A 24,072-nucleotide genomic window follows, 5' to 3' on the forward strand; every position below is an offset into this window, starting at 1 on the left:
TGATGACGGGGTCAGAGCCCTTCCCTGCGGGAAGGGATCCGACCCCTGCGTCGATCCGGAAGGCGGGGTCGGATCCCTTTCCGCCAGGAAGGGCTCCGACCCCACTCTCCGATCAGCCGTAGACCGGGTACTTGCGGCACTGCGCGCTGACGGCGTCGCGCACGCGGGCGATGACCGCGTCATCGTTCGGTGCGTCGAGCACGTCGGCGATCCAGTTGGCCAGATCCACGCAGTCCTGTTCGACGTAGCCACGGGTGGTCACCGCCGGCGTACCCAGGCGCAGGCCCGAGGTCACGAACGGCGAACGCGGGTCGTTCGGCACCGAGTTCTTGTTGACGGTGATGTGGGCCTTGCCCAGCGCGGCTTCCGCGTCCTTGCCGGACACGTCCTTGCCGATCATGTCCACCAGCATCAGGTGGTTCTGGGTGCCGCCGGAGACGATCTTGTAGCCACGCGCGATCAGCGTATTGGCCATCGCCTGGGCGTTCTTCACCACCTGCTGCTGGTAGGCCTTGAAGCCCGGCTCCAGCGCTTCCTTGAAGGCCACGGCCTTGCCGGCGATGACGTGCATCAGCGGACCGCCCTGGATGCCCGGGAACACGATCGACTGCAGCTTCTTGACCAGGTCTTCGTCGGCGCCCTTGGCGATGATGATGCCGCCGCGCGGGCCGCGCAGGGTCTTGTGGGTGGTCGAGGTGACCACGTGGGCGTGTTCCAGGGGGCTCGGGTAGACGCCTGCGGCGACCAGGCCGGCGACGTGGGCCATGTCGACGAACAGGTAGGCGCCGACCTTGTCGGCGATGGCGCGGAAGCGCGCCCAGTCGATCACCTGCGAGTAGGCCGAGAAGCCGGCCACGACCATCTTCGGCTTGTGCTCCAGGGCCAGGCGCTCGACTTCGTCGTAATCGATCAGGCCCTGGTCGTTGACGCCGTACTGCACGGCGTTGAACAGCTTGCCCGAGGCATTGACCTTGGCGCCGTGGGTGAGGTGGCCACCGTGGGCCAGGCTCATGCCGAGGATGGTGTCACCCGGCTGCAGCAGGGCGAAGTACACGGCCTGGTTGGCCTGCGAACCGCTGTGCGGCTGCACGTTGGCATAGTCCGCATCGAACAGCTGCTTCAGGCGGTCGATCGCCAGCTGCTCGGCGATGTCCACGTATTCGCAGCCACCGTAGTAGCGCTTGCCCGGGTAGCCTTCGGCGTACTTGTTGGTCAGCTGGCTGCCCTGGGCTTCCATCACCGCCGGGCTGGTGTAGTTCTCGCTGGCGATCAGCTCGACGTGGTCTTCCTGGCGCTGGGTCTCAGCGGCGATGGCCTTGGCCAGTTCGGGATCGTAGGATTCGATGCGGACGTCACGCGGGAACATCGGGTACTCCAGCAGGCAGGGAAAAGGGGTACGGCTCAGCCCTCGATTGTAGCTCCGCACTGGCCCGCTTGGGCCGAAACGGACGGGGCCGGCATCCCCGAAGGAATCCGGCCCCGTATGGTTTCGATTGATGTTGTGGGGTCAGAGCCCTTTCCGTTGGAAAGGGATCCGACCCCGGCCGCGATCCTCAGCGACTGAGCACGTACTGGGCGATCACACCGGTGGCGATGGCCACCAGCAGCATGTTGCCGCGATCATCCCGGATCCACTGATGGCCGTACGGCGGGCGGCGCAGGTTGTAGCGCGGGTAGTCGTTCACCACGTAGACCGGGCCGCGGTAGTAGTCGCGGTAGCGGTGGCCGACCTTCCAGCCATAGCCCGGGCCATAGGCCGGGCGATAGACCACGCGCGGCGTTGCCGGGCGGTAGTAGCGATCATGGTCACGGTGCCAGTCGCGGCGGTCGCGTTCCCAGTCGCGCCGGGCCTCGCGGCGGTCGCGCTCCCAGTCGCGGCGGTCCTGGCGCCACTCACGGCGATCCTCGCGCCACTCGCGGCGGTCGTGGTCGCGGCGACGGTCGTTGTCGGCGAAGGCCGGGGTCACGGCGCCCAGCGCCAGCACAGAGGCCCACGGCGCCGGCCATTACTCGATTGATGCGCATGTCAGACCTCTGCTTGGGTGGGTGGTGAGCCCATATTGCGCAACCGATCTGAACCGTTTCCGGCTGGAAACGCTTCCCGCTGCAGGACTGTGACGGAGTATTCAGGCCACGGCCAGCCTGCGCGGCTCCGGCCGGGCGCGGGCCGGAACCGGTTCCGGCTATAATTGGCGGTATTCCATTCCAGTCTGTGCCCGCTGCCGCAACGGGATGTTCCCGTGACGGGTCGGGCGCAGGGCCGCGCCTACGGAGACCGCATGTCCTCGCAATACATCTACACCATGAACCGCGTGTCCAAGGTGGTCCCGCCCAAGCGGCAGATCATCAAGGACATTTCCCTGTCCTTCTTCCCGGGCGCGAAGATCGGCCTGCTGGGCCTGAACGGCGCCGGCAAGTCCACCGTGCTGAAGATCATGGCCGGCGTGGACACCGATTTCGAGGGTGAAGCCCGCCCGCAGCCCGGCATCAAGGTCGGTTACCTGGCGCAGGAACCGGAACTGGACCCGAACAAGACCGTGCGCGAGTCGGTCGAGGAAGGCGTGGGCGAAGTGCTGCAGGCCCAGGCCGCGCTGGAGGCGGTGTACGCCGCCTACGCCGAGGAAGGCGCCGACTTCGACGCGCTGGCCAAGGAACAGGAGCGCCTGGAGGCGATCCTGGCCGCTGGCGACGCGCATACCCTGGAAAACCAGCTGGACGTGGCTGCCGATGCGCTGCGCCTGCCGCCGTGGGATGCCAAGATCGCCAACCTGTCCGGCGGTGAAAAGCGCCGCGTCGCACTGTGCCGCCTGCTGCTGCAGAAGCCGGACATGCTGCTGCTCGACGAACCGACCAACCACCTCGACGCCGAGTCGGTGGAATGGCTGGAACAGTTCCTGGCGCGCTATACCGGCACCGTGGTGGCCGTCACCCACGATCGCTACTTCCTGGACAACGCCGCCGAGTGGATCCTGGAACTGGACCGCGGCCGCGGCATTCCGTGGAAGGGCAACTACACCGAATGGCTGGTGCAGAAGGATGAGCGCCTGAAGCAGGAAGAGAACCAGGAAAAGGCCCGCCAGAAGGCGATCCAGAAGGAACTGGAGTGGTCGCGCCAGAACGCCAAGGGCGGCCGCTCCAAGGGCAAGGCCCGTCTGGCCCGCCTGGAAGAGCTGCAGTCGCAGGATTACCAGAAGCGCAACGAGACCAACGAAATCTTCATCCCGCCGGGCGAGCGCCTGGGCAACATGGTGATGGAGTTCAAGAACGTCTCCAAGAAGTTCGGCGACCGCCTGCTGATCGACAACCTGTCGATGCTGATTCCGCCGGGCGCGATCGTCGGCATCATCGGCCCGAACGGCGCCGGCAAGTCGACGCTGTTCAAGATGATCACCGGCCAGGAGAAGCCGGATTCGGGCGAGATCGTGATCGGCCCGACCGTGCAGCTGTCCTACGTGGACCAGAGCCGCGACAAGCTGGAAGGCAACCACAACGTCTTCCAGGAAATCGCCGGTGGCCTGGACATCCTCAACATCAACGGCATCGAGATCCAGTCGCGCGCCTACATCGGCCGCTTCAACTTCAAGGGCCAGGACCAGCAGAAGATGGTCGGCTCGCTGTCCGGTGGTGAGCGTGGCCGCCTGCACATGGCCAAGACCCTGCTGCAGGGCGGCAACGTGCTGCTGCTCGACGAACCGTCCAACGACCTGGACATCGAAACGCTGCGTGCGCTGGAAGACGCGCTGCTGGAGTTCCCGGGCAACACCTTCGTGATCTCGCACGACCGCTGGTTCCTGGACCGCATCGCCACGCACATCATCGCTTTCGAAGGCGACTCGCACGTGGAGTTCTTCCAGGGCAACTACCGCGAGTACGAGGAAGACAAGAAGCGTCGCATGGGCGACGATGCCGCGCCGAAGCGCCTGCGCTTCAAGGCGCTGAAGTAAGAAAGGAAGAACGGCCGCGCTCTGCGCGGCCGTTCTGCATTCGGGTAGGTCACGACCGTTGGTCGTGACACCTTATTGTTGCGAGACGCCCCATGTCCCTGTTCGAACGCCTGTTCCAGCTGCAGCAGCACGGCACCACCGTGCGCACCGAGCTGCTGGCCGGTGTCACCACCTTCCTGACGATGTCCTACATCGTCTTCGTCAACCCGGAAATCCTCGGCACCACCGGCATGGATGCGGGTGCGGTGTTCGTGGCCACCTGCCTGGCCGCTGCGCTGGGTTCGGCGGTGATGGCGCTGGCGGCCAACTTCCCGGTCGGCATGGCACCGGGCATGGGCCTGAACGCGTTCTTCGCCTTCACCGTGGTCGGTGCCGCCGGCCTGCCGTGGCAGCAGGCACTGGGCGCGGTATTCATCTCCGGCCTGGTGTTCCTGGTGCTGTCGCTGACCGGTGTGCGGGCGTGGCTGGTGTCGGGCATTCCTTCGTCGCTGCGCTCGGCGATCGTGGCCGGCATCGGCCTGTTCCTGGCGATCATCGCGCTGCAGAAGTCCGGCGTGATCGTCGGCAATGAAGACACGCTGGTGGCGCTGGGCCCGTTGAATACGGCGCCGCCGCTGCTGGCACTGGCCGGCTTCCTGCTGATCGCGGTGCTGGAAGCGCGCCGTATCCGTGGCGCGATCCTGATCGGGATCCTGGCGGTGACCGGCGCGGGCTGGGCATTGGGCGACGTGCAGTACCAGGGCCTGGTCTCGCTGCCGCCGAGCCTGGCGCCGACCTTCCTGCAGCTGGACCTGCCGGGCCTGCTGCACCACAACGGTGGCGCGCCGATCGCCGTGTTGCTGCAGGTGGTGCTGGTGTTCGTGCTGGTGGAAGTGTTCGATGCCACCGGCACCCTGTATGGCGTGGTCGGTCGCGCCGGACTGCTGAAACTGCCGGGCGCGCAGAAGCGTTTCGGCCGCGCGCTGCTGGCCGACAGCACGGCGATCGTGGCCGGTTCGCTGCTGGGCACCAGCAGCACTACCGCGTTCGCTGAAAGCGCCTCGGGCGTGCAGGTGGGCGGCCGCACCGGCCTGACTGCACTGGTGGTGTCGGCACTGTTCCTGGCCGCACTGCTGTTCTCGCCGCTGGCGGCGATGGTGCCCGGCTATGCCACCGCACCAGCGCTGCTGTTCGTGGCCGGCCTGATGCTGCGCGAACTGGTGGACGTGGACTGGAGCGACCTGACCGAATCGGTGCCGGCCGCACTGTGTGCCCTGGCGATGCCGTTCACCTACTCCATCGCGAATGGCCTGGCGTTTGGCTTCATCGCGTATGCGGCGCTGAAGGCCGGCACCGGCCGCTGGCGCGAAGTGCATCCGGCGGTGTGGCTGGTGGCGGTGCTGTTCGCGCTGCGCTACGCCTTGGAATAATCGGGGCGCGATGCCGGCCAGCGGCCGGCACTACCGGGTGGTGATTCATCTGCCACCCGGGGCGCGATGCCGGCCAGCGGCCGGCACCACCCGGCGCGGGGTTCACCTCCCACCCACGGTGCTCTGGGATGATGCGGGCATGGTTCGGCCCGACCTTCCCACGGATCCGTCTTCGCCGTTGCGCCGCCGGTTGCTGCGCGCGGCAGTGCTGGCACCACTCGCCGCTACGCTCGCCACCCTGCCCGGCTGTTCGCTGCCGGTGCAGGTGGATGGCACCTTCCTGCAGCCCTGGCGCAGCCATCTGCAGTGGGGGTCAGCCGACTGGCAACGTTCCTTGAAGCTTGCCCATGCGCTGGGCTGCCGGCAGCTGGTGCTGCAGTGGACCGGCATCGTCGGTGGCAGCGATGGCGACTGGTCGCTGCCGGACAGCAGCCTGCAGCAGCTGTTCACCGCGGCCAGCGAGAACGACATCCGCATCCGCGTTGGCCTGCCCTTCCAGCAACGCTGGTGGCAGGCCATCGGCGCCGACGACGCCACGCTGCAGGCGTTCCTGGCCGACAGCCTGGCGCACGCGCGCAGCTGGTTGGCACAGGCGCCGTGGGCGCAGCAGCCCGCCTTCGGCGGCTGGTACCTGCCCTACGAACTGGAGCAGTTCCACTGGGCCGATCCGGCCCGCCAGCAATGGCTGGCGCAGTGGCTGCACGGGCTGGCGCAGGCCGCCAGCGCGCGCGGCGGTGACTGTGCGATCTCCTGCTACTTCAGCCGCCTGCAGACCGACGGCGACCTGGTCGCGCTGTGGCAGGCGGTGCTGGCACGGGCCGCGCTGCGGCCGATGGTGCAGGACGGCGTGGGGGTGGCCGGCGCCGGCAACGTGCAGCAGCTGCAACCGCTGCTCGGCCATTTCCGGGCACAGGGCATCGGGTTCGATGCGATCGTCGAACTGTTCCGCGAACTGCCCGGCAGCCCCGCCGACGGCAGCGCGTTCAAGGGCGAAACCGCAGATGCCGCGCGCATCCAGCGGCAGCTGGCGTGGGCGCACGACAGCGGTGCGCAGCACGTGCTGGTCTATGCACTGGAGCCGTGGCTGACCCAGGACACGCCGCAGGCCGCGGCGCTGCGACGACGTTGGGGCCTGCCTCAGTAGGAGAGGATGGCGGTGGCGAACAGGCCCTTGGCGCGCTGCGTATCACCGCCGCCAATCGCGAAGCGGTACTGCACGGTCAGGTCCAGGTAGGAACGCGGCGTGTTGTAGTGGTCTTCGCGGAACCAGTAGCGCACGCCCACGCCCGGCCCTGCGCCGAGTGACCAGCTACGCCGCGTATCGTTGAGTGCGAACGACTGCGCCGGGAACAGCGGGTAGCGGATGTCGCGCACGCGCGAGCGCTGGTCCAGCCAGTCCGCCCCCACCACCACATACGGCGTGACCACCCAGTGGGTCTGCCCGGCACCAAAGCGGAAGCTGCGGCCGGCGCGCAGTTCACCGGCAGCGAACCACTGTTCGCGATGCAGGCGCCCGTTGGCATCGCCCACCCGGCGCACCGGCGTGCCATTGGCATCGAGTGCGTCGAGGGTGAAATGCGCGCTGTTGTCATCCCACGTGTAACCGCCCTGCGCGTAGCCACTGACCATCCACCACTGATTCACGTCGGTGCGCAGGTCGGTGCCGTGGTAATAGCCGTAGGTCAGGTAGGACATCCAGCCACCGGAACCGCTGGCCAGGCGGTAGCGGGCCAGTGTGCTGGCTTCCAGTGGCGGGTTGCGGGCCAGCTGCAGGCTGCATTGCACGGCCGCCGAAGCGGGGTAGACATCGCCCGTGCGGGTGGCGCTGCCGAGGAACTGGCGACGCTCGATGCCGGCGCTCAGGCCGGTCTGGCCGAAGGCGTAGCGCAGGCCGAACGAGGCGATGGTGGACGGCCAGCCGGTGGTGGAACGCGAGCGGCTGAGCCGTTCGGCGCGCGCGCGTGCATCGGGCGTCGATTCGCCGGTGCACGGGTCCACGGCGCGGATCGACTCGTAGGTGCCACCCTCGTCGTACAGGGTGTTGAGCAGCCGCGCGTAAAGCTCCAGCGTGCCGTGCTGGTCATTGAAAGCCGGCGGGCGCCAGAACGCTTCAAGCGTGCTGAACACCGAATCACCCGGCGTACTGATCGCCGCGCCGCCGACATTGGTCGCCGCCTGGCGCGCGCCACGGAAGCCGGCCGAGGCGATCACGCCCCACTCGCGCGAATAGTTGGCGATGGCATTGCGCACGTTGTTGCGCTGGTGCGCATCCAGTGGCAGCTCACCGGCATCGGCACGATCAATGGCCGTCCGCAGCAGGGTCACCGCCTGCGGGTGATCGCCGTTGGCCGCGCTGGCGTAGGCCTGGTCAAGCACCACGCCCTTTGGTGCCCTGCCGGTGGCCTCGGCGGCACGGAAGTCGGCCAGTGCGCGCGCCGGCTCGTGCGCCTTCTGGTTGAGGTAGCCGCGCTGCATCAGCGCCTCCGCATCGTCAGGGCGCTGTGCCAGCGCCGCATCCAGGCGCTGCCGTGCTTCGTCCTGCTGGCTGCGGTTGCCTGCCGCCAGCGTGGTGGTCAGCAGCCCCTGCAGGCTCGCGTCCTCCGGTGCGAGCTGCACGGCCTGCCGCGCCTCGCCGATGGCCTCGGCATAGTCCCGGCGCGCGTAGGCCGCGTAGGCACGCTGTGCGGCACCACCGTCGCCCTGCAGGTCGGCCGGCATCAACTCGCAACGGTTGCCGCTGTCGCCAGACTGGCAGTGCTGGAACGGCGCCGGATAGGTCTGTGCGCTCAAACGCGGACGCTCGCGACTGGAACGGACCGCCTTGGCGCGCTGCTCGATGCCCTGCTGCAGCAGCTGCTGCGCGCGTGCATCGCTGGCATCTGCTGGCAATGCCGCGCGCAGCGGCGCCAGCAGTGCAGCCGCACGTGCGCGATCCCCAGCGGCCAGGGCCGCATCCACCGCCAGCAGGCGCACGTTGCGCTGCTGCGTCGTTGAGCCCGGCATGGCGAGCGCGGCGTCGAAGTCCTCGTTGGCGAGCAGGCTGTTGCCCTGGCGCTGGCGCAGGTAGCCGCGCATCACCCGCGCATTGAGATCCTGGCCGTCGGCCTGCAACGCCTGGTCGGCACTGCGCTCGGCGTCGGCCAGCTGCCCCTGCTGCAGCTGCGCGGTAATCAGCAGCAACCGGTACGTCGCCACCTCCGGTGCCAGCTCGACAGCGGCACGTGCCTGCGCAACGGCCGCGGCATCATCCTGCGTGGACAGCGACCGGTACGCCTGCTGGGCCTGCAGCAGCGCGCGCTGTCGATCCAGCGCCACGCGCCGTGCGCGCAATGCCTCGACATTCGGCGCGCCCAGCTGCAGCGCGGTGGCAATGGCGGCGTCGGCCTGTTCGGGCTGCTGCTGTGCCTCCAGCGCGGCCACCCACAGCATCGCCCAGGCGCCCTGCGTTGGCTGCTGCCGGAAGGCCTGCTCGGCCTTGCTGGCTGCCTCTCCCATCCGCCTGGCGTCATAAGCGGCGTAGGCCTCGGTGGCCAGCGCGTAGGCCTGCTGCCTGGCGCGGTCTGCGCCGCTGCCAGCCACGCGCGGTGGGGAGGGTGTGCGCCCGCTCCTGGCATCCGGAGGCGTGCTGCGCGCAGCGGTGGCAGCGGCCAGCGCCGGCAACGCCGGATCCTTCAACCCCGCATCCAGTGCACGACGTGCCTGCTGCTGGGCCTCCGCCGGCCGGCCCAGTTTCTGCAGCGCGTAGATCTGCAACAGGCGCAGCCGCACCACGTCCGGGCGCAGCCGGATCGCTTCGGTGGACTGCCGGTAAGCCGCCGGGTAGTCACCGCGCTCATAGGCGGCAAACGCCTGCTCGGCGACGCGGTAGGCCGCACCGGACAACGGCAGTGCTGCATCGGCCTGGGCCAGCACCGGCGCGGCCGCCGTGGCCAGTGCCACGGCAATGACGGAGGACAGCAGCGTGGTCTTCATGCCGGCAAGGCTCCGGGAGGCGGCGACTGCAGCGCCGCCGCACGCCGGCGCTGTTCCTGCATGGCCTGGGCCACGGCGTCTTCGGTGGTGATGCCCTGCTTGACCAGGTAATCGCCGATGCGGCCGTCGCGCTGCGGCTTGTACGCGTCCAATGCGATCTCGAAGCGCGCGTGGTCGATCAGGCGCATCTCCACCAGCAGGTCGCCCAGCAGGGGCACGTTGTCCGGCTGCCAGTGCCGGTCGCCGCCGATCAGGCGCAGGCCTGCGTTGATTTCGCTTTCGCGGGCAATGCTCTGTTCGATGTGCTCGCTGCGGGTTTCCTGCTTCAGCAGTGCCAACGCTTCTTCGGGCAATGGGCTGGCCACGGCCAGCCGCAGGGTGCCCTGCTGGCGCGGTGGCAGCGGCAACATGCGCCATTGCACGCAGGCATCGGCACTGACCGGGAAGTGGCAGGCGCGCAGGTAGTCCACGTCGATCACCGCACGAGGCAGGTCGCCCTGGAAGGCGATCGCCTCGGCCAGCGTTTCATCATCCAGCCAACCCTGGGTGAGCAGGATGCGGCCCAGTGGCTGCTGCCGGCCGGCATGCTGCTGGTCCAGCGCCTGCTGCAGGCGCTCCGGCTCCACCGCCTGCCAGGTGGTCAACAGCTCGCCGAGCTGCTTGCGCGTCTGCACCAGCTGCGCCGCATCCGGGAAGTCGTGCATGGTCTTGTCCCAGACCATGCGCTTGCCGAACAGCAGGTAAGCCAGGAACACCTTCCACGCACGCGCGGTGGCCATGAAATTGATCATGTTGCCGACCACCATCCGCGGGATCGACATCAAGGCATGCTCCCAGCCGTACAGCCGGTTGACGAAGTAGAAGCGCTGCACGACGCGGGTGGCCAGCGCTGCGGTGGTCAGCAGCGCGACGTTCATCTGCCAGGTACCGGCCTGGAACACGCTGGGAAACTGCATCGTCCACACCCCGGACATCTTCAGCAGCCAGAACAGCAGCAGCTGCAGGAAGATGAGGTAGGCAATGATGCTGACGAACGAGGTGATGATGCCCTTGCGGTCGCGCGCCAGCAGGTACTTGGTGGCCAGCGAGCCGCGCCAGCCCAGCGACTCCCAGCTCTGCAGGCCGATGCCCAGCACCCAGCGCGCCTTCTGCCGGTACGAGGCACGGAAGTTGTCGGGGAAGTACTCGCGCACGCACAGCGCCATCTGCTGGGTGCGCTCGCGCACCGGCCCCCAGCCGAACCAGGACGGGCGACGCACGCGGAACTGCACCGGGAAGCGGGCGAAGATCGACTGCATGCCCATCGCCGCCAACCGCGCACCGACGTCATAGTCCTCGGTGAGGCTGTCGGTGTTGAAGGGCTGGTTGTCGGTCTGCGCGCTCAGCGCCAGCAGCGCGCGCCGCGAGAAGCAGGTACCGACGCCCGCCGATGGCACCATGCCGGAAACACTTTCACGCACGACCAGATCCTTGGCGTGCCATTCGGCGAATTCGTCCATGTAGACACCGGCAACCAGCTCATACCACTCGCGGTCCAGCGAGGTGACCGGCAGCTGGATCATGTCCTTGCGCGGCAGCAGGTAGTTGTAGAAGCGCAGTTCCATCGGATGCAGCACGTCCTCGCTATCGTGCAGGATCACCCCGGCGAACTCGATGTCGTGGCGCTTCTCGTAGTCGAAGATCGCCAGGATCAGCCAGTTCAGGCAGTCGGCCTTGCTGGTCGGCCCGTCGTGCGGCACTTCCACGCGGCGCAGGCGCTTGTAGCGGCGACGCATGCGCTCGACCTCATCGATGGTCTGCTGGTCGTTGGGATAGGTGCCGACGAACACGACGTACTCGCGGTAATCGAGCACGTTGATCATGTTCTCCACCATCTGCGCGATGACGTCGTACTCCATCCACGCCGGCACCATGATCGCCAGCGGCTGCTGCGGGCGCTGCAGCAGGTCGTCCTGGGTCAGCGGCCGGTAGGCATCGCGGCGCTTGATCGTGAGCGCGCGCCAGCTCTCGCGTACCCAGTACCAGACATCGATGAACAGGTCATCGAGGCTGGAGATCAGGATCAGCACGGCCACCGCCGCCGCCGTGGTTTCCAGGGCGGCGTAGTAGTTGGCCAGCTGGATGTTCCAGAACAGACCGTCCACGGTGGATCAGTGCCCTGTGTTGGCGGACTTGCGGCGACGCACCTGGGTGACGCGGGCGGCCAGCAGCGCGAACACGATCACGCCGACCAGCAGCAGCAGCCAGACCATGTGCCGTTCCCACTTCGATTGCGGGTTGCCGTCCTGCGCGATACGCGTGCCGTAGGGATCCTGGCGGTCGAATTCGCGCACGGCATCACTGCCGTCGAGCACGGCGAGATCGCCCCGCAGCAAACGGAATGGGGCGCCGAACGGCGGTGACTGCGCACCGAGGTCGCTGTAAACAACGCCCAGCTGGCCACCGGACGACCCCACCTGCACCACCGCGGCACGATCCAGCCCGCTCACATCCAACAGCGGTTGCGGCTTGCCGCCGATCAGCAGGTGGCCATCCTTCAGGCCGGCCATATCGACACCGGATGGCGCCACGCCGAACGCCAGCCACGGCGCGCCCGGGCTGACCACGGCACCGGCTTCGACCACCTTCAGTTCCGATGCCTCCGGCGATGCGCCCACTGCGCTGGTCACCGCGATGACCTTGCCCAGCGAGGCCGGCGCATCCTGCAGCCAGGTGCCGGGCACGAACACCTGGTTGCCGCGCGACAGCTGGCTGCTGGCACCCACGAAGTCACTGCCCAGCGAACGCTTGGCCAGGGTCAGGTGGCTGCTGGGCAGGATCGAGACCGGATAGCCCGTGGCCGGATCGTGGCAGTAGGGACGCGCCGGCTGGCGCAGGAAGCTGACACGGATCTCGTTGCGTGCCGACAGCGCGTAGGCCGGCACCTTGGCCACCAGCCGTTGCGGCTGGCCGTTGGCCGACAGCACCTTGCCACCCAGCAGGTAATCGTTGAGGTAGATCGTGGCGACCGCGCCCTGCCCGGCCGCGTTGGGGGCCGCCGAGACATCGATCACCACCTGCTCGGGCAGGCGGCCATCGGCCGACAGTGCGCCGAGGTCGAAGCTGGCGCTGCGGTCGGCGCGGGTCACCACATCCATGGTGCCGGCCATGTTGCCGAGCCGGCTCAGCAGTACCTGGTCACCATCCAGTCTGGGCGTGCCCGCTGCGCTGACCTGCAGGCTGCGGCCCAGTGCATAGCTGCGCCACTGCTCGGCGAGCAGCCCGGCGACCTTGCCCGCCGCCGCCGGGTCGACCACCAGCGTCGGACGCCCGGCCACGGCCACCACGCTGACCGACGCGTTGGCGGCGGGCTTTTCCAGGCCGCCCATGTCGGTACCGCGCCACGCGGCGAACGCGGTGCCCGCATCGGCCCCCGCCGCGCCGACCTGTACGGCCAGCGCATCCAGCGCCGCACGCACGCCGGCGCGCAGTGCATCGCTGCCGATCATCACATCGGCGGCCAACGGCCCGCTGTCGCGCAATGACAGCAGCGCGCCGACTTCGGCCAGATCCCTGATCGCATGCGCGCGCTCACCCGTGGCCAGCGCGGCGTAGGCCGGCACGCCCTGCAGGCTGGCCGGGATGCTGATACCGGCCAGGTCAACGCTGTCACCGACCTTGGGCAGGGCCACCACCTGCACCTGTTTGCCCCCGGCCTGCAACGCGGTACCGATGCGCCAGGCCGCATCGTAGGCCGGTGCCTGCAGCGCCTTGCCATCCACCAGCAGGCGCACCCGCGGTGGCAGCGCCCCCCACGCCTTGGCAACGGTATCCACGGCGCGGCCGTCGAAGCGGTAGCTGAAACGCGAGTCCGGCGACAGCCGCAGCACATTGGCCGGCGCGCTCTGGTCGGCGCACTGGTAATCGGACACGATCGACCACCAGCCGACGCCGACCCGTACGAAGCCGCTCTGGCGGGGTTCGCCATCGATGGCCAGCAGCTGGCTGGCATCGCCCTGGGCATCGATGATCGAACGCGCCGCGATCGGGTCGCCATCGACCGACCACAGGCCCGAGGTGCGCCCGGCGTGGCCGCGCACATAGCGCCCATCCAGCTGCAGCTGCGCGTCGCGGGTGGCCACACCGGCCGGCACCGGCAGGTAGACCTCGCGCTGGCTCTCCTGCCCGCTCAGCACCAGTGGCTGGCGGAAACCGAGTTCGCGCAGGGTCATCTGCCGGTTCACCGTGCTGTCGCTGCTCCATTCGGTGAACTGGCCGGCGACGCTGTCGGCGGCATGGGCACTGCCAACCACGCCCGACAGGACGAACGCAGCGGCGGATGCAAACAGGGAAGAGCGGCCGGTCTGGGTCATGGCGTCACTTCGCGTGGATGGGGTGGACGGCGCCGCTGCTGCGGACGCCGGGCGAGAATTCGGGAAGGGGCGCACCGCGCAGGGCGGCGACGATGCGGGCGCTGGCGCGGCCATCCCCGTACGGGCTGGCATCGGGGTCGAAGCGGGCCGGCTGCGGGGGGCGTGCCAACACCGCGTTGACCGCATCGACGATGCGCGAGGGCGTGGTGCCGACCAGCGTGACCACACCGGCTTCGACCGCCTCCGGCCGTTCGGTGACATCGCGCATCACCAGCACCGGTTTGGCCAGCGCCGGGGCTTCTTCCTGCACGCCACCGGAGTCGGTGAGGATGACGTCGGCGCGCTGCATCAGGCGCACGAAGCGCAGGTAATCCTGCGGCGGCACCAGGTGCACGTTGTCGAGGTTGCCGAGGTGGGCATTGACCGGGCCCTGCACGTTCGGGTTGAGGTGCACCGGGTACAGCACCTGCAGGTCCGGCCGCCGTGCCAGCTCGGCCAGCGCACGGCAGATGTCCTCGAAGCCCTGGCCGAAACTCTCGCGGCGATGGCCGGTGACCAGCAGCAGCCGGCGGCCGGGGTCGAGCATATGGAAGGGTTCGTCGGCCTGCGCACGCAGTGCCGGATCGGCATCCAGCCGCTGCACGGTCTGCTGCAGGGCATCGATGACGGTGTTGCCGGTGACCAGGATCTGCCCGCCCAGGTGCTCACGGGCCAGGTTGGCGCGCGAGCCGGGAGTGGGTGCATACAACTGATGGCCGACCACATCGATCACCCGCCGGTTCATCTCCTCCGGCCACGGCCGGTGGATGTCGCCGGTGCGCAGGCCGGCCTCGACATGGCCGATCGGGATGCGGTGATGGAACGCGGCCAGGGCCGCGGTCATCGCCGTGGTGGTATCGCCATGCACCAGCACGTAGTCGGGGCGGACCTGCGTGTAGAGCGCGTCAAGCCGTTCGAACAGCCTGGAACACAGGCCATTGAGGGTCTGGTTGGGCACCATGACATCGAGGTCATGGTGGGCGGTGATCTCGAACAGCGCCATCACCTGGTCGAGCATCGCCCGGTGCTGCCCGGTGATGCAGACCACCGATTCGATATCCGCAGCGTGTGCCAGGGCGCGCACCAGCGGCCCCATCTTGATGGCTTCCGGTCGCGTGCCGAACACCGACAGGACCTTCACCGGAGCGCTCCCGAAAGCCGGCGCGGAAGGGGGCAAGCAGCAGTAGCCACGTCTGGATCCTTTCGGCGTTGCCGTCCAGCACCCGCAGGCAGGAGACGGTCACCTCATGAGGAAACTCCAAATTCGCGACATACATCACACTAAGACGTCTGTATGCGCGTCGTGGCATCGATCTTCATCGTTGCAGGATCAAGACGCAGTCAACGCCGCCCGTGAGCCGGGCGACGTTGCGGCGGAACGCAGCAGGGGCAGCCGCCGGGGCGGCCTTACTCGTACTGGATGGTGAACGTGGCCTGGCCGTTTGCGACACCCGCGCCCACCGTACCGGCCTGGGTCTGCACGTAGCGCGCGCGCAGCGGCAGCGCCATGACGCTGGTACCCGGCGCGGTGGTGCCAACGCTGATGGTCTGGCCGAAGCGCACTTCACGCTCGGTGCTGCCATCGCGCTGGACCATCTGGATGCCGATGCGGGTGGCACTGTTGCTGGCCGCGCTCAGCTTCAGCACGCCCGGCATGTTCGAGCTGTCCTGGTCGGCATCGAGGCGGATGCCGATCTTGCTCTGGTAGGCGGCAACGTTGCTGCCCTGGCAGTTCAGGCGGATCTCGAAGTCGCGATCAACGGCCTTGGAGCCGACACCAGTGAAGGTGGTGTTGGGCACACTGCCGAAATCGACGGCAATGTTGCGGCTGCCGGCCTGCACTTCACAGGTCGGGCTGACCACGGTGGTGCCCGAGCCCTTGAACGTCGAGGTCAGTACCGGGCGCCCGGGGCCATCGCCGTCGAAGTAGTAGTTGGTGAAGCGGCCGTTCGGCGCGATCACGCCCGAACCGGTCTGCGCAGCGGTCTTGATCAGCTGGATGCGGAACTGGCCACCGATGAGGCTGACCACGGAACCGCCACCGAAGTTGATCGAGTGCGGGTAGTAGGTCTGGATCGCACCCGAATCGCGGTACAGGCGGATGCCGACGCCTGCCACATCGGTTTCATAGACGTTCGAGAAGCCGGCCACGGGGCGCTTCTGCGCTGCGTTGACGTACTCACCGATCGAACGACCGCCGGTCCAGGAATCGCAGCGGGCAACGCTGTTCTGCTGGGTGATCGGTTCACTGATTTCCTTGATCACACCGCCGACCGGGGTGCTGGGCAGGATCACGATCTGGCCCATGTCCATGGTCACGTCCTGGGCGATGAACCAGCTGTTCTGGATGCGGCAGGCGGCGCTGGCCTGCTGCGCCAGCAGCACGCCGCCCAGTAGGGCCAGCGCGGCCAGCGCCTTGCGGCCACGGGAAGAAATCATCGGCATGCTGCCTCCAGCGGGATGAAGCCGGTCTTGGACGCATCGGCGCCCGCCGGTACCTGGTAATCAATGGTGCAGCGCTGGTCGGCACCGGCGCCCCACTCGACCTGCAACTGGCCCTGGTTCTTCTCGCTGCGCACGTACAGGCGGCCGCCCTGGCTGACCATGCCGACCGGCTGGCCCTGTTCGTCCTTGACCTGCGCACCGAACGGCATGCTGCGGCCATCGGCGTTGCGCACCTGGATCAGCAGCGCGTTGCCCTTGCGGGTGTCGAAGCGCAGGTAGCTGATGGCACCGGCGAACGGCGCGATGGACTGGCTGGTGCTTTCCAGTTCGACGTCGTGGGCCATGCCCTGCGGATCGAGGGTGACGGTGTTGAGGCGGTACGGCGACACGTACGGCACCACGGCGTAGCCGCGGCCATCGACGCGCAGGCCCGGCGCGTTGCTGACGATCGCATCGCGCGCGCCCGGCGCTTCGACCAGCACCATGGTGTCGCCGCGCTGCGGGGTGAAGGTGAAGCCGCCCGGATGCACGACCACGCTGCCGTTGGCACCGACCGACGCCTGGCGGAAATCACGCGAGTGGCTGTAGGTGGCGTTCAACGCCGAGTAGCGGCTGCGGTACTCGGCATTGCCGACCGCAGTGGTGCCACCCTCGCGGGAATCGGACAGGGCCACGCCGTAGCTGAAGTTGTTGTCGACGCCGGCCGAACCGGTGATGCCGACGCGGCTGTTGTCGTAGCCACCGCGGTCGCGCGCGCCAAGGTCGGCGCTGAACGACACCGGGTGGGTGCCCCGGCCCAGCGGCACGCTCATCGACAGCAGGTACTGGGTATCGGAACGGCCGAGCACGCCTTCTTCGGTGCGCAGCGCCGAGAAACCGTAGTTCACCGAGCGCCAGGCGTTGTTGTAGCCCACCTGGTACTGCTTGGAGGTGCCGGAACGGTCGTAGAAGTCACGCACCGAGCCGGTCACGTACAGCGCACCGCCACGTCGGCCCAGCGGCTGGTTCAGCGTTACCTGGAACTGGCTGCGCTGACGGCCACGGGTGGTCGGATCGATGCCGCGCTTGTCCGAATCACGGCCATACAGCGCGTCCTGCAGGCTGTAGAAGCCTTCAGTGGAGTAGCGGTAGGCGGCCAGGGTCAGGTTGGTCCCGGTCTCGCCGATCATGTTGCTGTAGCTCAGCCGCACACTGGCGCCGGTATGGCTGCCGTAGTGGTCGAACGAGGTCCGTGCATGGGTGACGTCGGCAGCGAAGGCACCAACGCGCGTGGACAGGCCAACACCGTACAGCAGCGACAGGTAGCCTTCGCTCAGCGCGCTGCCGCCGTACAGGGTCAACTGGTTGCCGATGCCACGCTGGTAGGTACCCTGCACCAGCCACGGCTCATCGGCCAGCAGCTTGTTGCGCACCTGGCCGGCGGTCAGCGAGTAGCGCGACACGCCTTCGCGCAGCATCTGCGGCACAGAACCGAACGGCACCTTGAATTCGCGGCGGCGGCCGTCGGCCTCGATCACGCTCACTTCCAGGTCGCCGCCGTAGCCGGTCGGGTACAGGTCGTCGATGACGAAGCTGCCCGGCGATACGGTGGAGGAGTAGATCAGCTGCTGGTTCTGGCGCACTTCGATGCGCGCGTTGGTTTCGGCAATGCCGCGCACGACCGGCGCGTAACCGCGCAGCGAATCGGGCAGCATGCGGTCGTCGCTGGCCAGGCTGGCACCCCGGTAGCCGATCGAATCGAACAGCTCGCCCGTGGTGTAGGCCTCACCAATGGTGAGCATGCCGCGCACCTGCGGGATGCCGCGCTGCGCATAGGTGGCAATGCTCTGCCAGTGGCGGCCGTTGCCTTCGGACCAGGTCAGGTTGGAATCGTGGCGGAACTGCCAGCCTCCCAGGTTCAGGCCGGCGTTGAGGCCGAGGTAGGCGCTGCGATTGCGCTGCCCCCCTTCAACACGGCTGTCGCTGTCGATGGCGTTGAAGCTGTAGCCGACGAAGCCAGCGTTGATGCCGCGGTCCCACAGCGACGGATTGACGTAGCCGCGCGCCTCGCGGCGCAGGAACACCTGCGGGATGCTGAGGTCGTAGCGCAGGTTGCCGCTGTCATAGATGCCATAGGCATTGGCCATGCGCCGCTGTACCGGCACGCAGCTGGTCGTGTCGGTCGGCAGCGTCGGGTCCTGCTGCAGCAGCACGGCCTCGCTGTCCACACCCATTTCTTCCAGCATCGGCAGCGGCAGGCAGGCGTCGACGCGGCCCTGCTCATCGGCCTTGAACTGCAGATCGCGACGGCCCTGCCAGCCACCGTTGACGTAGACGTCGACACGGTAGGTGCCAGCCACCATCGGGTTGCCATTGGTGAAGGAGGCCAGGTCGACCTGCTTGGCCTGGCCAGAGAGGAAGCTGGAGTTGAACTGGGCCGACTCGGGTGCACGCGCATTGGCCGCACCGCTCTGCGCCATCAGCGCCTGTTCGCCGAGATTGGCCGGCGCAGCCAGCGCCCATCCTGGGCAGGCCACGCCAGCAACCAGCAGGCAGATCGCCTGGTGGATCGACAATGTCAATCTGTTTCCGATCACACTGACATTCCTTCAATTCGCCGCACGGCGGCGGTGGCGGGATGCGCAGGCCCATGGCCGGCGCGGCGCGTTCAGCCCCCGGTACTGCCGAGGCGGACCGTGTGCTCCACCCGACCGCCGTAATCGTTGATGGTGATGAAGCGCACCTGGTCGGAGCCCGCCGGTGCGGTGAACTCCAGGCTCTGCTTCGGCGCGACCATGGCGCCCTTGTCCTCGACGGTCTTCTCGCTGCTGCCGGTCACGGCATGCACTTCGGCCAGCGTGACGTGGAAGGGGCTGGGGTTTTCCACCCGCAGGCGATCGCCCGTGCGGGTCCAGCGCAACGCTGCCGGCGCGTCGTTGGCGACGCCCTTCAGGCCCTGCGGCCGGTAGAACAGTTTCAGGCGCGAACGGAACGCGACCTGCAGGTAATTCTGGTCGCCGCTGTCGGCGTTGTCGGGCGACGGCGGCACATCCAGCACGTTGAGCCAGAACACCGACTCACGGTCGGTCGGCAGCTGCGCACCGGAGAAGATCACGCGCAGCGCCTGGCTGCGGCCCGGCTCGACACGCGCGATCGGCGGCGTCAGTACAAACGGGGCGTCGCTGTTGTCGGCGGTCTGGTTGGCGTCGCCGCTGTCGATCCAGGCCTGGACCAGCGCCGGCGAATCGCCCACGTTGTCGACCTGCACGGTCACTTCGCGCGCCTGCGCCGGATAGATCACTCGCGTGCCGTTGACCACCACGCCGGCCAGAGCGTTCTGGCAGAAGGGCAGCGTGAACGCTGCCAGCAGCAGCGCCCGGGGAAAGATTGCTTTCATCGGAAGTACTACGCTCGAGGGGTGTGGCCAAGGGCCGCGAAGCACTGGCCGGCGCTTACGCCGGCCAATGCGGGTACGACGACGATCAGTTGTAGATGATCGTGTACTTGACGCTGCTGGTGACGTCGCCCGGGGTGGCGGCGGCAGTGGCGTAGTACTCAGCGTAGTAGTTCAGATCGGCCGAGCCGTCGGTGCCGACGGTGACCCACTGCGAGTTGGTCTGCGCCAGGCCAGCGCCGGCAGCCTTGATCGGCAGGAACTGGTTGTTCGAGCCCAGCAGCTGCAGCTGCACGTTGGTGGCAGCGTTGGCCGAGGCCTGGTTGACCAGGCGGCCGCTGTTGAAGTCGACGGTCGAACCCGGCTCGAAGTAGGTGGCGACGTTGCCGGCGCTGCACTTGGTCAGGTTGATGGCGAACGGGGTACGGCCCGCAACGGCACCGGCGGTGGCCAGGGTGTTCTTGGACACGGTCGGCAGGGTCACGGCGAAGTCCTTGCCGCCCGGGGTCGAGATGGTGCAGGTCTTGTCGGTCACCTTGCCATTGAAGGTGATGGTGCCGTCGGCGGCGTTGGCGGCCAGCGGAGCGGCGGCCAGCATCAGAGCGGCAATGAGGTTCATCTTGTGCATTCGCTTTTACCTAACCCTACTGAAGAGATGAGAAGTAGAGGAGGAAGCAAGGAGCACTGCCGGGCTAACAAGACCCATCCTTGCGTCTCACCTGTGGCCGGACTCGGACATACCTCTCCCTGAATCCGTGACGCAAGTATAGGCACAACTGTGATGAAAGTCTCATTATTTTTCTGAACGCCAATTCATTGACGCTTTAAATGTGACGTGTTAGGCGAAATCACAGCCTCGGGGTGCGGGGGATTTGACGCGGGGCCCGGTCACGCTACAAACGACTGGGGATGTCGCATTGCGCGACGCGTTCGGCACGCGCGGAAACAGGCATTTTTCAGGGGGAATTTGGCTTCTTTGATGCGCATCACTCTTTCTTGGTGATGGCCCTAGCAGATTCGGAATCGTCCTATTAAAGGTTGATCGATCCTGTCGCTAACTAGGACACACCGAACCAGAGAACGTGTCATGAGGAACTCCATTCTGCTGTGCGTGGCCCTGATGTCCGTCAGTGCGCTGGCCCAGGCCAGCAGCGGCAGCATCCGTTTCAGCGGCCGTATCGCCGAGCCGGGCTGCACGACGAACCTGTCCCAGGGTGAGCTGAGCCTGGCGGCCTGCCCGCCGTCGGCCAAGGGTTCGACGGTGGCCGTGACGGCACTGGCCGATGGCCAGGCGGCGACGCTGCGTGACGGCAAGCGCCAGGGCCAGAAGCTGTCGGTGTCGGCCAGCGCGATGCGCGCCGGCGATATCGCCTTCTCCGAGCGCTACAGCGTGCAGGCTTCGAAGCAGCAGCCGCTGCAGGGCGCCTACCTGGTGGTCGTCGACTACCTGTAAGCCCTGCAGGCCGGTATTACTCCGGCTGCGGCAATTCGAACACCTGGCGCAGGTAGGCCAGGTAACCCGGGTCGTCGCACATGCTCTTGCCCGGCGAATCGCTGAGCTTGGCCACCGGCTGGCCGTTGCAGCGGACCATCTTGATGACGATGTTGAGCGGCGTCGGGCCCAGGTCATTGGTCAGGTGGGTGCCAACGCCGAACGCGACCTGGCAGCGACCGCGGAAGTAGTCGTACAGCCGCATCACCTTGGCGATGTCGAGCCCATCGCTGAACACCAGCACCTTGCTGCGCGGATCGACCCGGCGCTGCTGGAAATGCGCCAGCATGCGGTCGCCCCAGTCGAACGGATCGCCGGAGTCATGGCGCACACCGTCGAACAGCTTGCAGAAATACATGTCGAAGTCGCGCAGGAACGCGTCCAGGCCGACCACGTCGGACAGCGCGATGCCAAGATCGCCGCGGTACTCGCGCGCCCACGATTCCAGTGCTGCCACCTGCGAATCACGCAGGCGCGGGCCGAGCGCCTGGAACGCCTGCAGGTACTCGTGGGCCATGGTGCCGTGCGGGGTCATGCCATACAGGCGCGCGAAGTGGACGTTGCTGGTACCGACCAGCTGCGGGCCGAGCGCGTCGCGCAGCAGCGGCAGCAGGCGGGCATGCCAGTCACGCGAGTAGCGGCGACGGCTGCCGTAGTCGGCGATGCGGCAGTGCTCGAAACCGGGGGTATCGCGCAGCAGCGCGGCCTTGGCCTGCAGGCGGCGCTCGCCTTCGGCGAAGTCGGCCGTGGTGGTGTTGCGGAACCAGACTTCGTTGATGATCGCCAGCAGCGGCACTTCGAACAGGATGGTGTGCAGCCACGGGCCGGTGATGTCCAGCTCGATCTCGCCGGGCACGGCCGTCGACGCACGCAGCTGGATGTACTTGCGGTCCAGATGGAACAGGCCTAGGAAATCGGCGAAGTCCGGCTTCACGAAGCGCAGGCCTCGCATGTAGTCCAGTTCCGCGTCGCTGAAACGCAGGCTGCACAGGTGGTCGATTTCCTCATCGATCTGGGCGATGTAGCTTGCCAGGTCGATGCCGGGGGTGCGGCACTTGAACCGGTACTGCACCTGGGCGCCGGGGTGCTGGTGGAGCACCGCCTGCATCATGGTGAACTTGTACAGGTCGGTGTCGAGCAGGGACTGGATGATAGGCATGGGGCGGATTATGCGCCCGGCGGAGTGAACCGTGGGCGCGGCGAGTGGAGCCACACCATGCGTGGATGACCCTTTCCATGCAGCCGAGCGTGGGCTCGGCTCTACAACGACCTGCGCAGCAGGCGCGGCACCAGCATCAGCGCATGCGCCCAGATCGCAGCCCATACCGCCGCGCGCACCGGCAGCGAACGCTGCCTGGCCTCGAACTTCTGGAAGTAGCGCCACAGCCCCCTGTGCTTGTGCCATTCCACGAAGAACGGCCGCGAGCGGCTGGAGACACCGCGCACATGGGTAACCTGCAGGTCGTTGGCGATCGCTACCACCGCGCCGGCTTCGCGCGCGCGCCGGCACAGGTCCAGGTCCTCGGCGTGCAGGCGATAGCCTGCGTCCCAGCCACCGATACGGTCGAACAGCGCGCGCGGCATCATCAGCAGTGCGCCGGACAGTGCCGGCACCCGCTGCAGTGCCTGGTGCGGCTCACGCGGAACCGCCAGCTTCGAGCCCTTGCCGGGCGAACGCAGCATCCTCAGGAAATCCGGGTCGCGGCGGCGCACCGCCTCGTCGGCATGGCCATGCTCGTCCACCTGTTCAACGCCCAGCAGGCAGTCGCCCAGCGCTTCGGCGCGGGAGCGCAGTTCGGCCAGCGTGTCCGGCTCGACCATCAGGTCCGGGTTGATGAAGGCCAGCCACGGGCTGTGCGAGTCGGCCACGCCCTGGTTGTTGGCGGCGGCGAAGCCGGGATTGTCCGGGTTGCCGACGAAGCGCACGCGTGGATCGTGGCTGGCATGCCGCTGCACGATGTCCAGGGTGCCATCCAGCGAACCATTGTCGATCACCCAGATCTCGGCCACATCCTGCGCCTGGCGCAGGCGCGAGAGGCAGGCATCGATGGTGCTCCCACTCTGGTAAGTGACGACGATGGCGGCGATGGCAACATTCAAACGGGTGGCTCCGGCACTGACGGGACGAACAGGTCGCCCTGTTCCTTCGGCATTATCGCCTGCCGCATGCGCTGCTGCAGGTCGGCGCGCAGCCCGTGCAGCGGGTCGTGCATCAGGAAATCGGCCAGCCGCGGTACCCAGGCCGGCCAGCGCGCGGCCAGGGCCTCCAGATCGCCATCGCGGCTGACCGCCTCCCCTGCCCGGCTGACGAAGGCGGTCTCGCACAGCACGTTGCGCCAGCCAAGGCCGGCCATGCGCAGGCTGAGGTCGACCAGTGCCGCGTTCCAGCCAGCGTAGCTGTCCACGTCCAGGCCGCCGGCGCGACGGCGCGCGTTGCCGCGCACCAGCACCGCGTGGGTGACCGCCGATGGCAGCTCCGGGTGCAGCGTCGGCAGCGTCGCGCAGGTGTGCGCCAGCAGGACCGGGTCCTGCGGCTCGGGATTGATCTCGCCCAGCCGTGGCCACGCGGCGGTCTCGCCGGCATTGCACCAGGGGGTTGCGGTGGCGATCGCGGCATCGCGGGCGAAGGCATCCTGCAACTGCTGCAACCAGCCGGGTGATGGCACGCTGTCCGGCGCCAGCACGGCCACGTCCAGGCCATCGCAGGCGCGCAGCATCTCGTCCAGATGGGCGACTTCGCCCAGTGGCCGCGAGCGCCGGGTGTACTCGGCCTGCAGCGGCGTATGCGCCAGCCAGTGTTCCACCACCGCCTGCGCGCGTGGCCCGGTCTGTGCGTCATCGGCCAACCAGACCGCGGTCCCTGGCGCCGTGCCGGCATCCAGCGCGGCCAGGCAGCGGTCGAGTGCGGCATCGTCCACGCACAGCGGCAACAACACGATCGCCCCCATCCCGCCTCCGTGGTTGTCGGTGGCCACAGCGTAGCACCGGGAGGGTATCGGCCGGGTTGCACCCGGCACCCGCGGAGGCTGGAGCTGGAGCCGAAGCC

General features: G+C 67.8%; 16 protein-coding genes and 1 pseudogene. 4 read left to right on the forward strand and 13 right to left on the reverse strand.

The genetic code is table 11. From position 1 onward, the window contains the following. Positions 1–112: 112 nt before the first annotated feature. The gene (gene glyA / locus J3A72_RS21605) at positions 113–1,366 is read right to left on the reverse strand and encodes a serine hydroxymethyltransferase (RefSeq protein ID WP_014645914.1); all 1,254 of its coding nucleotides are present in this window, start codon (positions 1,364–1,366) and stop codon (positions 113–115) included. Positions 1,367–1,553: 187 nt separating this feature from the next. Next, positions 1,554–2,025 (reverse strand): annotated as a pseudogene (locus J3A72_RS21610) (RcnB family protein). A 254-nt stretch (positions 2,026–2,279) separates the two neighbouring features. Between J3A72_RS21610 and ettA the strand changes: the two are divergent. The 3 genes from ettA to J3A72_RS21625 all read left to right on the forward strand — a co-directional run bounded on the left by ettA (position 2,280) and on the right by J3A72_RS21625 (position 6,497). Beyond that, the gene (gene ettA / locus J3A72_RS21615; RefSeq protein ID WP_005415249.1) at positions 2,280–3,944 is read left to right on the forward strand and encodes an energy-dependent translational throttle protein EttA; all 1,665 of its coding nucleotides are present in this window, start codon (positions 2,280–2,282) and stop codon (positions 3,942–3,944) included. 92 nt (positions 3,945–4,036) lie between these two features. Beyond that, entirely contained in the window at positions 4,037–5,353 is a 1,317-nt protein-coding gene (locus tag J3A72_RS21620) for an NCS2 family permease (RefSeq protein WP_032962452.1), read from the forward strand. 139 nt (positions 5,354–5,492) lie between these two features. Further along, on the forward strand, positions 5,493–6,497 hold the full coding sequence (locus J3A72_RS21625) for a DUF4434 domain-containing protein (protein WP_230374554.1): 1,005 nt from the start codon (positions 5,493–5,495) through the stop codon (positions 6,495–6,497). Here the strand turns inward: J3A72_RS21625 and J3A72_RS21630 are convergent. The 8 genes from J3A72_RS21630 to J3A72_RS21665 all read right to left on the reverse strand — a co-directional run bounded on the left by J3A72_RS21630 (position 6,491) and on the right by J3A72_RS21665 (position 20,162). Further along, a complete protein-coding gene (locus tag J3A72_RS21630; RefSeq protein ID WP_075076037.1) occupies positions 6,491–9,325 on the reverse strand; it encodes a hypothetical protein in 2,835 nt (944 codons plus the stop codon). The two genes, J3A72_RS21625 and J3A72_RS21630, sit on opposite strands and share 7 nt — an antisense overlap. After that, positions 9,322–11,469 carry a glycosyl transferase family protein gene (locus J3A72_RS21635; protein ID WP_075076036.1) on the reverse strand — a complete coding sequence of 716 codons (2,148 nt, stop codon included), beginning with the start codon at positions 11,467–11,469 and terminating at the stop codon, positions 9,322–9,324. The genes J3A72_RS21630 and J3A72_RS21635 overlap by 4 nt, the downstream gene beginning before the upstream one ends. 6 nt (positions 11,470–11,475) lie before the next feature. Continuing rightward, positions 11,476–13,677: a hypothetical protein gene (locus J3A72_RS21640; protein ID WP_075076035.1), complete on the reverse strand. Its 2,202-nt coding sequence runs from the start codon at positions 13,675–13,677 to the stop codon at positions 11,476–11,478. Positions 13,678–13,681: 4 nt separating this feature from the next. After that, positions 13,682–14,857: a UDP-N-acetylglucosamine 2-epimerase (non-hydrolyzing) gene (gene wecB / locus J3A72_RS21645; protein ID WP_075076034.1), complete on the reverse strand. Its 1,176-nt coding sequence runs from the start codon at positions 14,855–14,857 to the stop codon at positions 13,682–13,684. Between the two features lie 266 nt (positions 14,858–15,123). Continuing rightward, on the reverse strand, positions 15,124–16,161 hold the full coding sequence (locus J3A72_RS21650; protein WP_075076033.1) for a fimbrial protein: 1,038 nt from the start codon (positions 16,159–16,161) through the stop codon (positions 15,124–15,126). Beyond that, entirely contained in the window at positions 16,152–18,716 is a 2,565-nt protein-coding gene (locus J3A72_RS21655) for a fimbria/pilus outer membrane usher protein (RefSeq protein ID WP_049408715.1), read from the reverse strand. Before J3A72_RS21655 ends, J3A72_RS21650 begins: the two co-directional genes overlap by 10 nt. 92 nt (positions 18,717–18,808) lie before the next feature. Continuing rightward, positions 18,809–19,537, reverse strand: a complete 729-nt coding sequence (locus J3A72_RS21660; RefSeq protein ID WP_014645904.1) for a molecular chaperone — start codon at positions 19,535–19,537, stop codon at positions 18,809–18,811. 85 nt (positions 19,538–19,622) lie between these two features. Then, complete coding sequence (locus J3A72_RS21665) at positions 19,623–20,162, reverse strand: fimbrial protein (RefSeq protein WP_014645903.1); 540 nt, start codon at positions 20,160–20,162, stop codon at positions 19,623–19,625. Positions 20,163–20,621: 459 nt separating this feature from the next. Here J3A72_RS21665 and J3A72_RS21670 point away from each other — a divergent pair, with 459 nt between their 5' ends. Continuing rightward, positions 20,622–20,987, forward strand: coding sequence for a hypothetical protein (locus J3A72_RS21670; RefSeq protein ID WP_014645902.1), 366 nt, complete (start codon positions 20,622–20,624; stop codon positions 20,985–20,987). Positions 20,988–21,003: 16 nt separating this feature from the next. On the opposite strand, the gene pncB is transcribed toward J3A72_RS21670, so the two are convergent. The 3 genes from pncB to J3A72_RS21685 form a co-directional block, all read right to left on the reverse strand. Beyond that, positions 21,004–22,185 carry a nicotinate phosphoribosyltransferase gene (gene pncB, locus J3A72_RS21675; protein ID WP_014645901.1) on the reverse strand — a complete coding sequence of 394 codons (1,182 nt, stop codon included), beginning with the start codon at positions 22,183–22,185 and terminating at the stop codon, positions 21,004–21,006. Between the two features lie 101 nt (positions 22,186–22,286). Further along, positions 22,287–23,126 carry a glycosyltransferase family 2 protein gene (locus J3A72_RS21680; protein ID WP_075076032.1) on the reverse strand — a complete coding sequence of 280 codons (840 nt, stop codon included), beginning with the start codon at positions 23,124–23,126 and terminating at the stop codon, positions 22,287–22,289. Further along, a complete protein-coding gene (locus J3A72_RS21685) occupies positions 23,123–23,974 on the reverse strand; it encodes a glycosyltransferase (protein WP_075076031.1) in 852 nt (283 codons plus the stop codon). The genes J3A72_RS21680 and J3A72_RS21685 overlap by 4 nt, the downstream gene beginning before the upstream one ends. Positions 23,975–24,072 lie beyond the last annotated feature (98 nt).

Origin of the sequence: Stenotrophomonas sp. PvP093 (assembly GCF_017876915.1) — a bacterium.
Lineage (GTDB): Bacteria > Pseudomonadota > Gammaproteobacteria > Xanthomonadales > Xanthomonadaceae > Stenotrophomonas > Stenotrophomonas muris.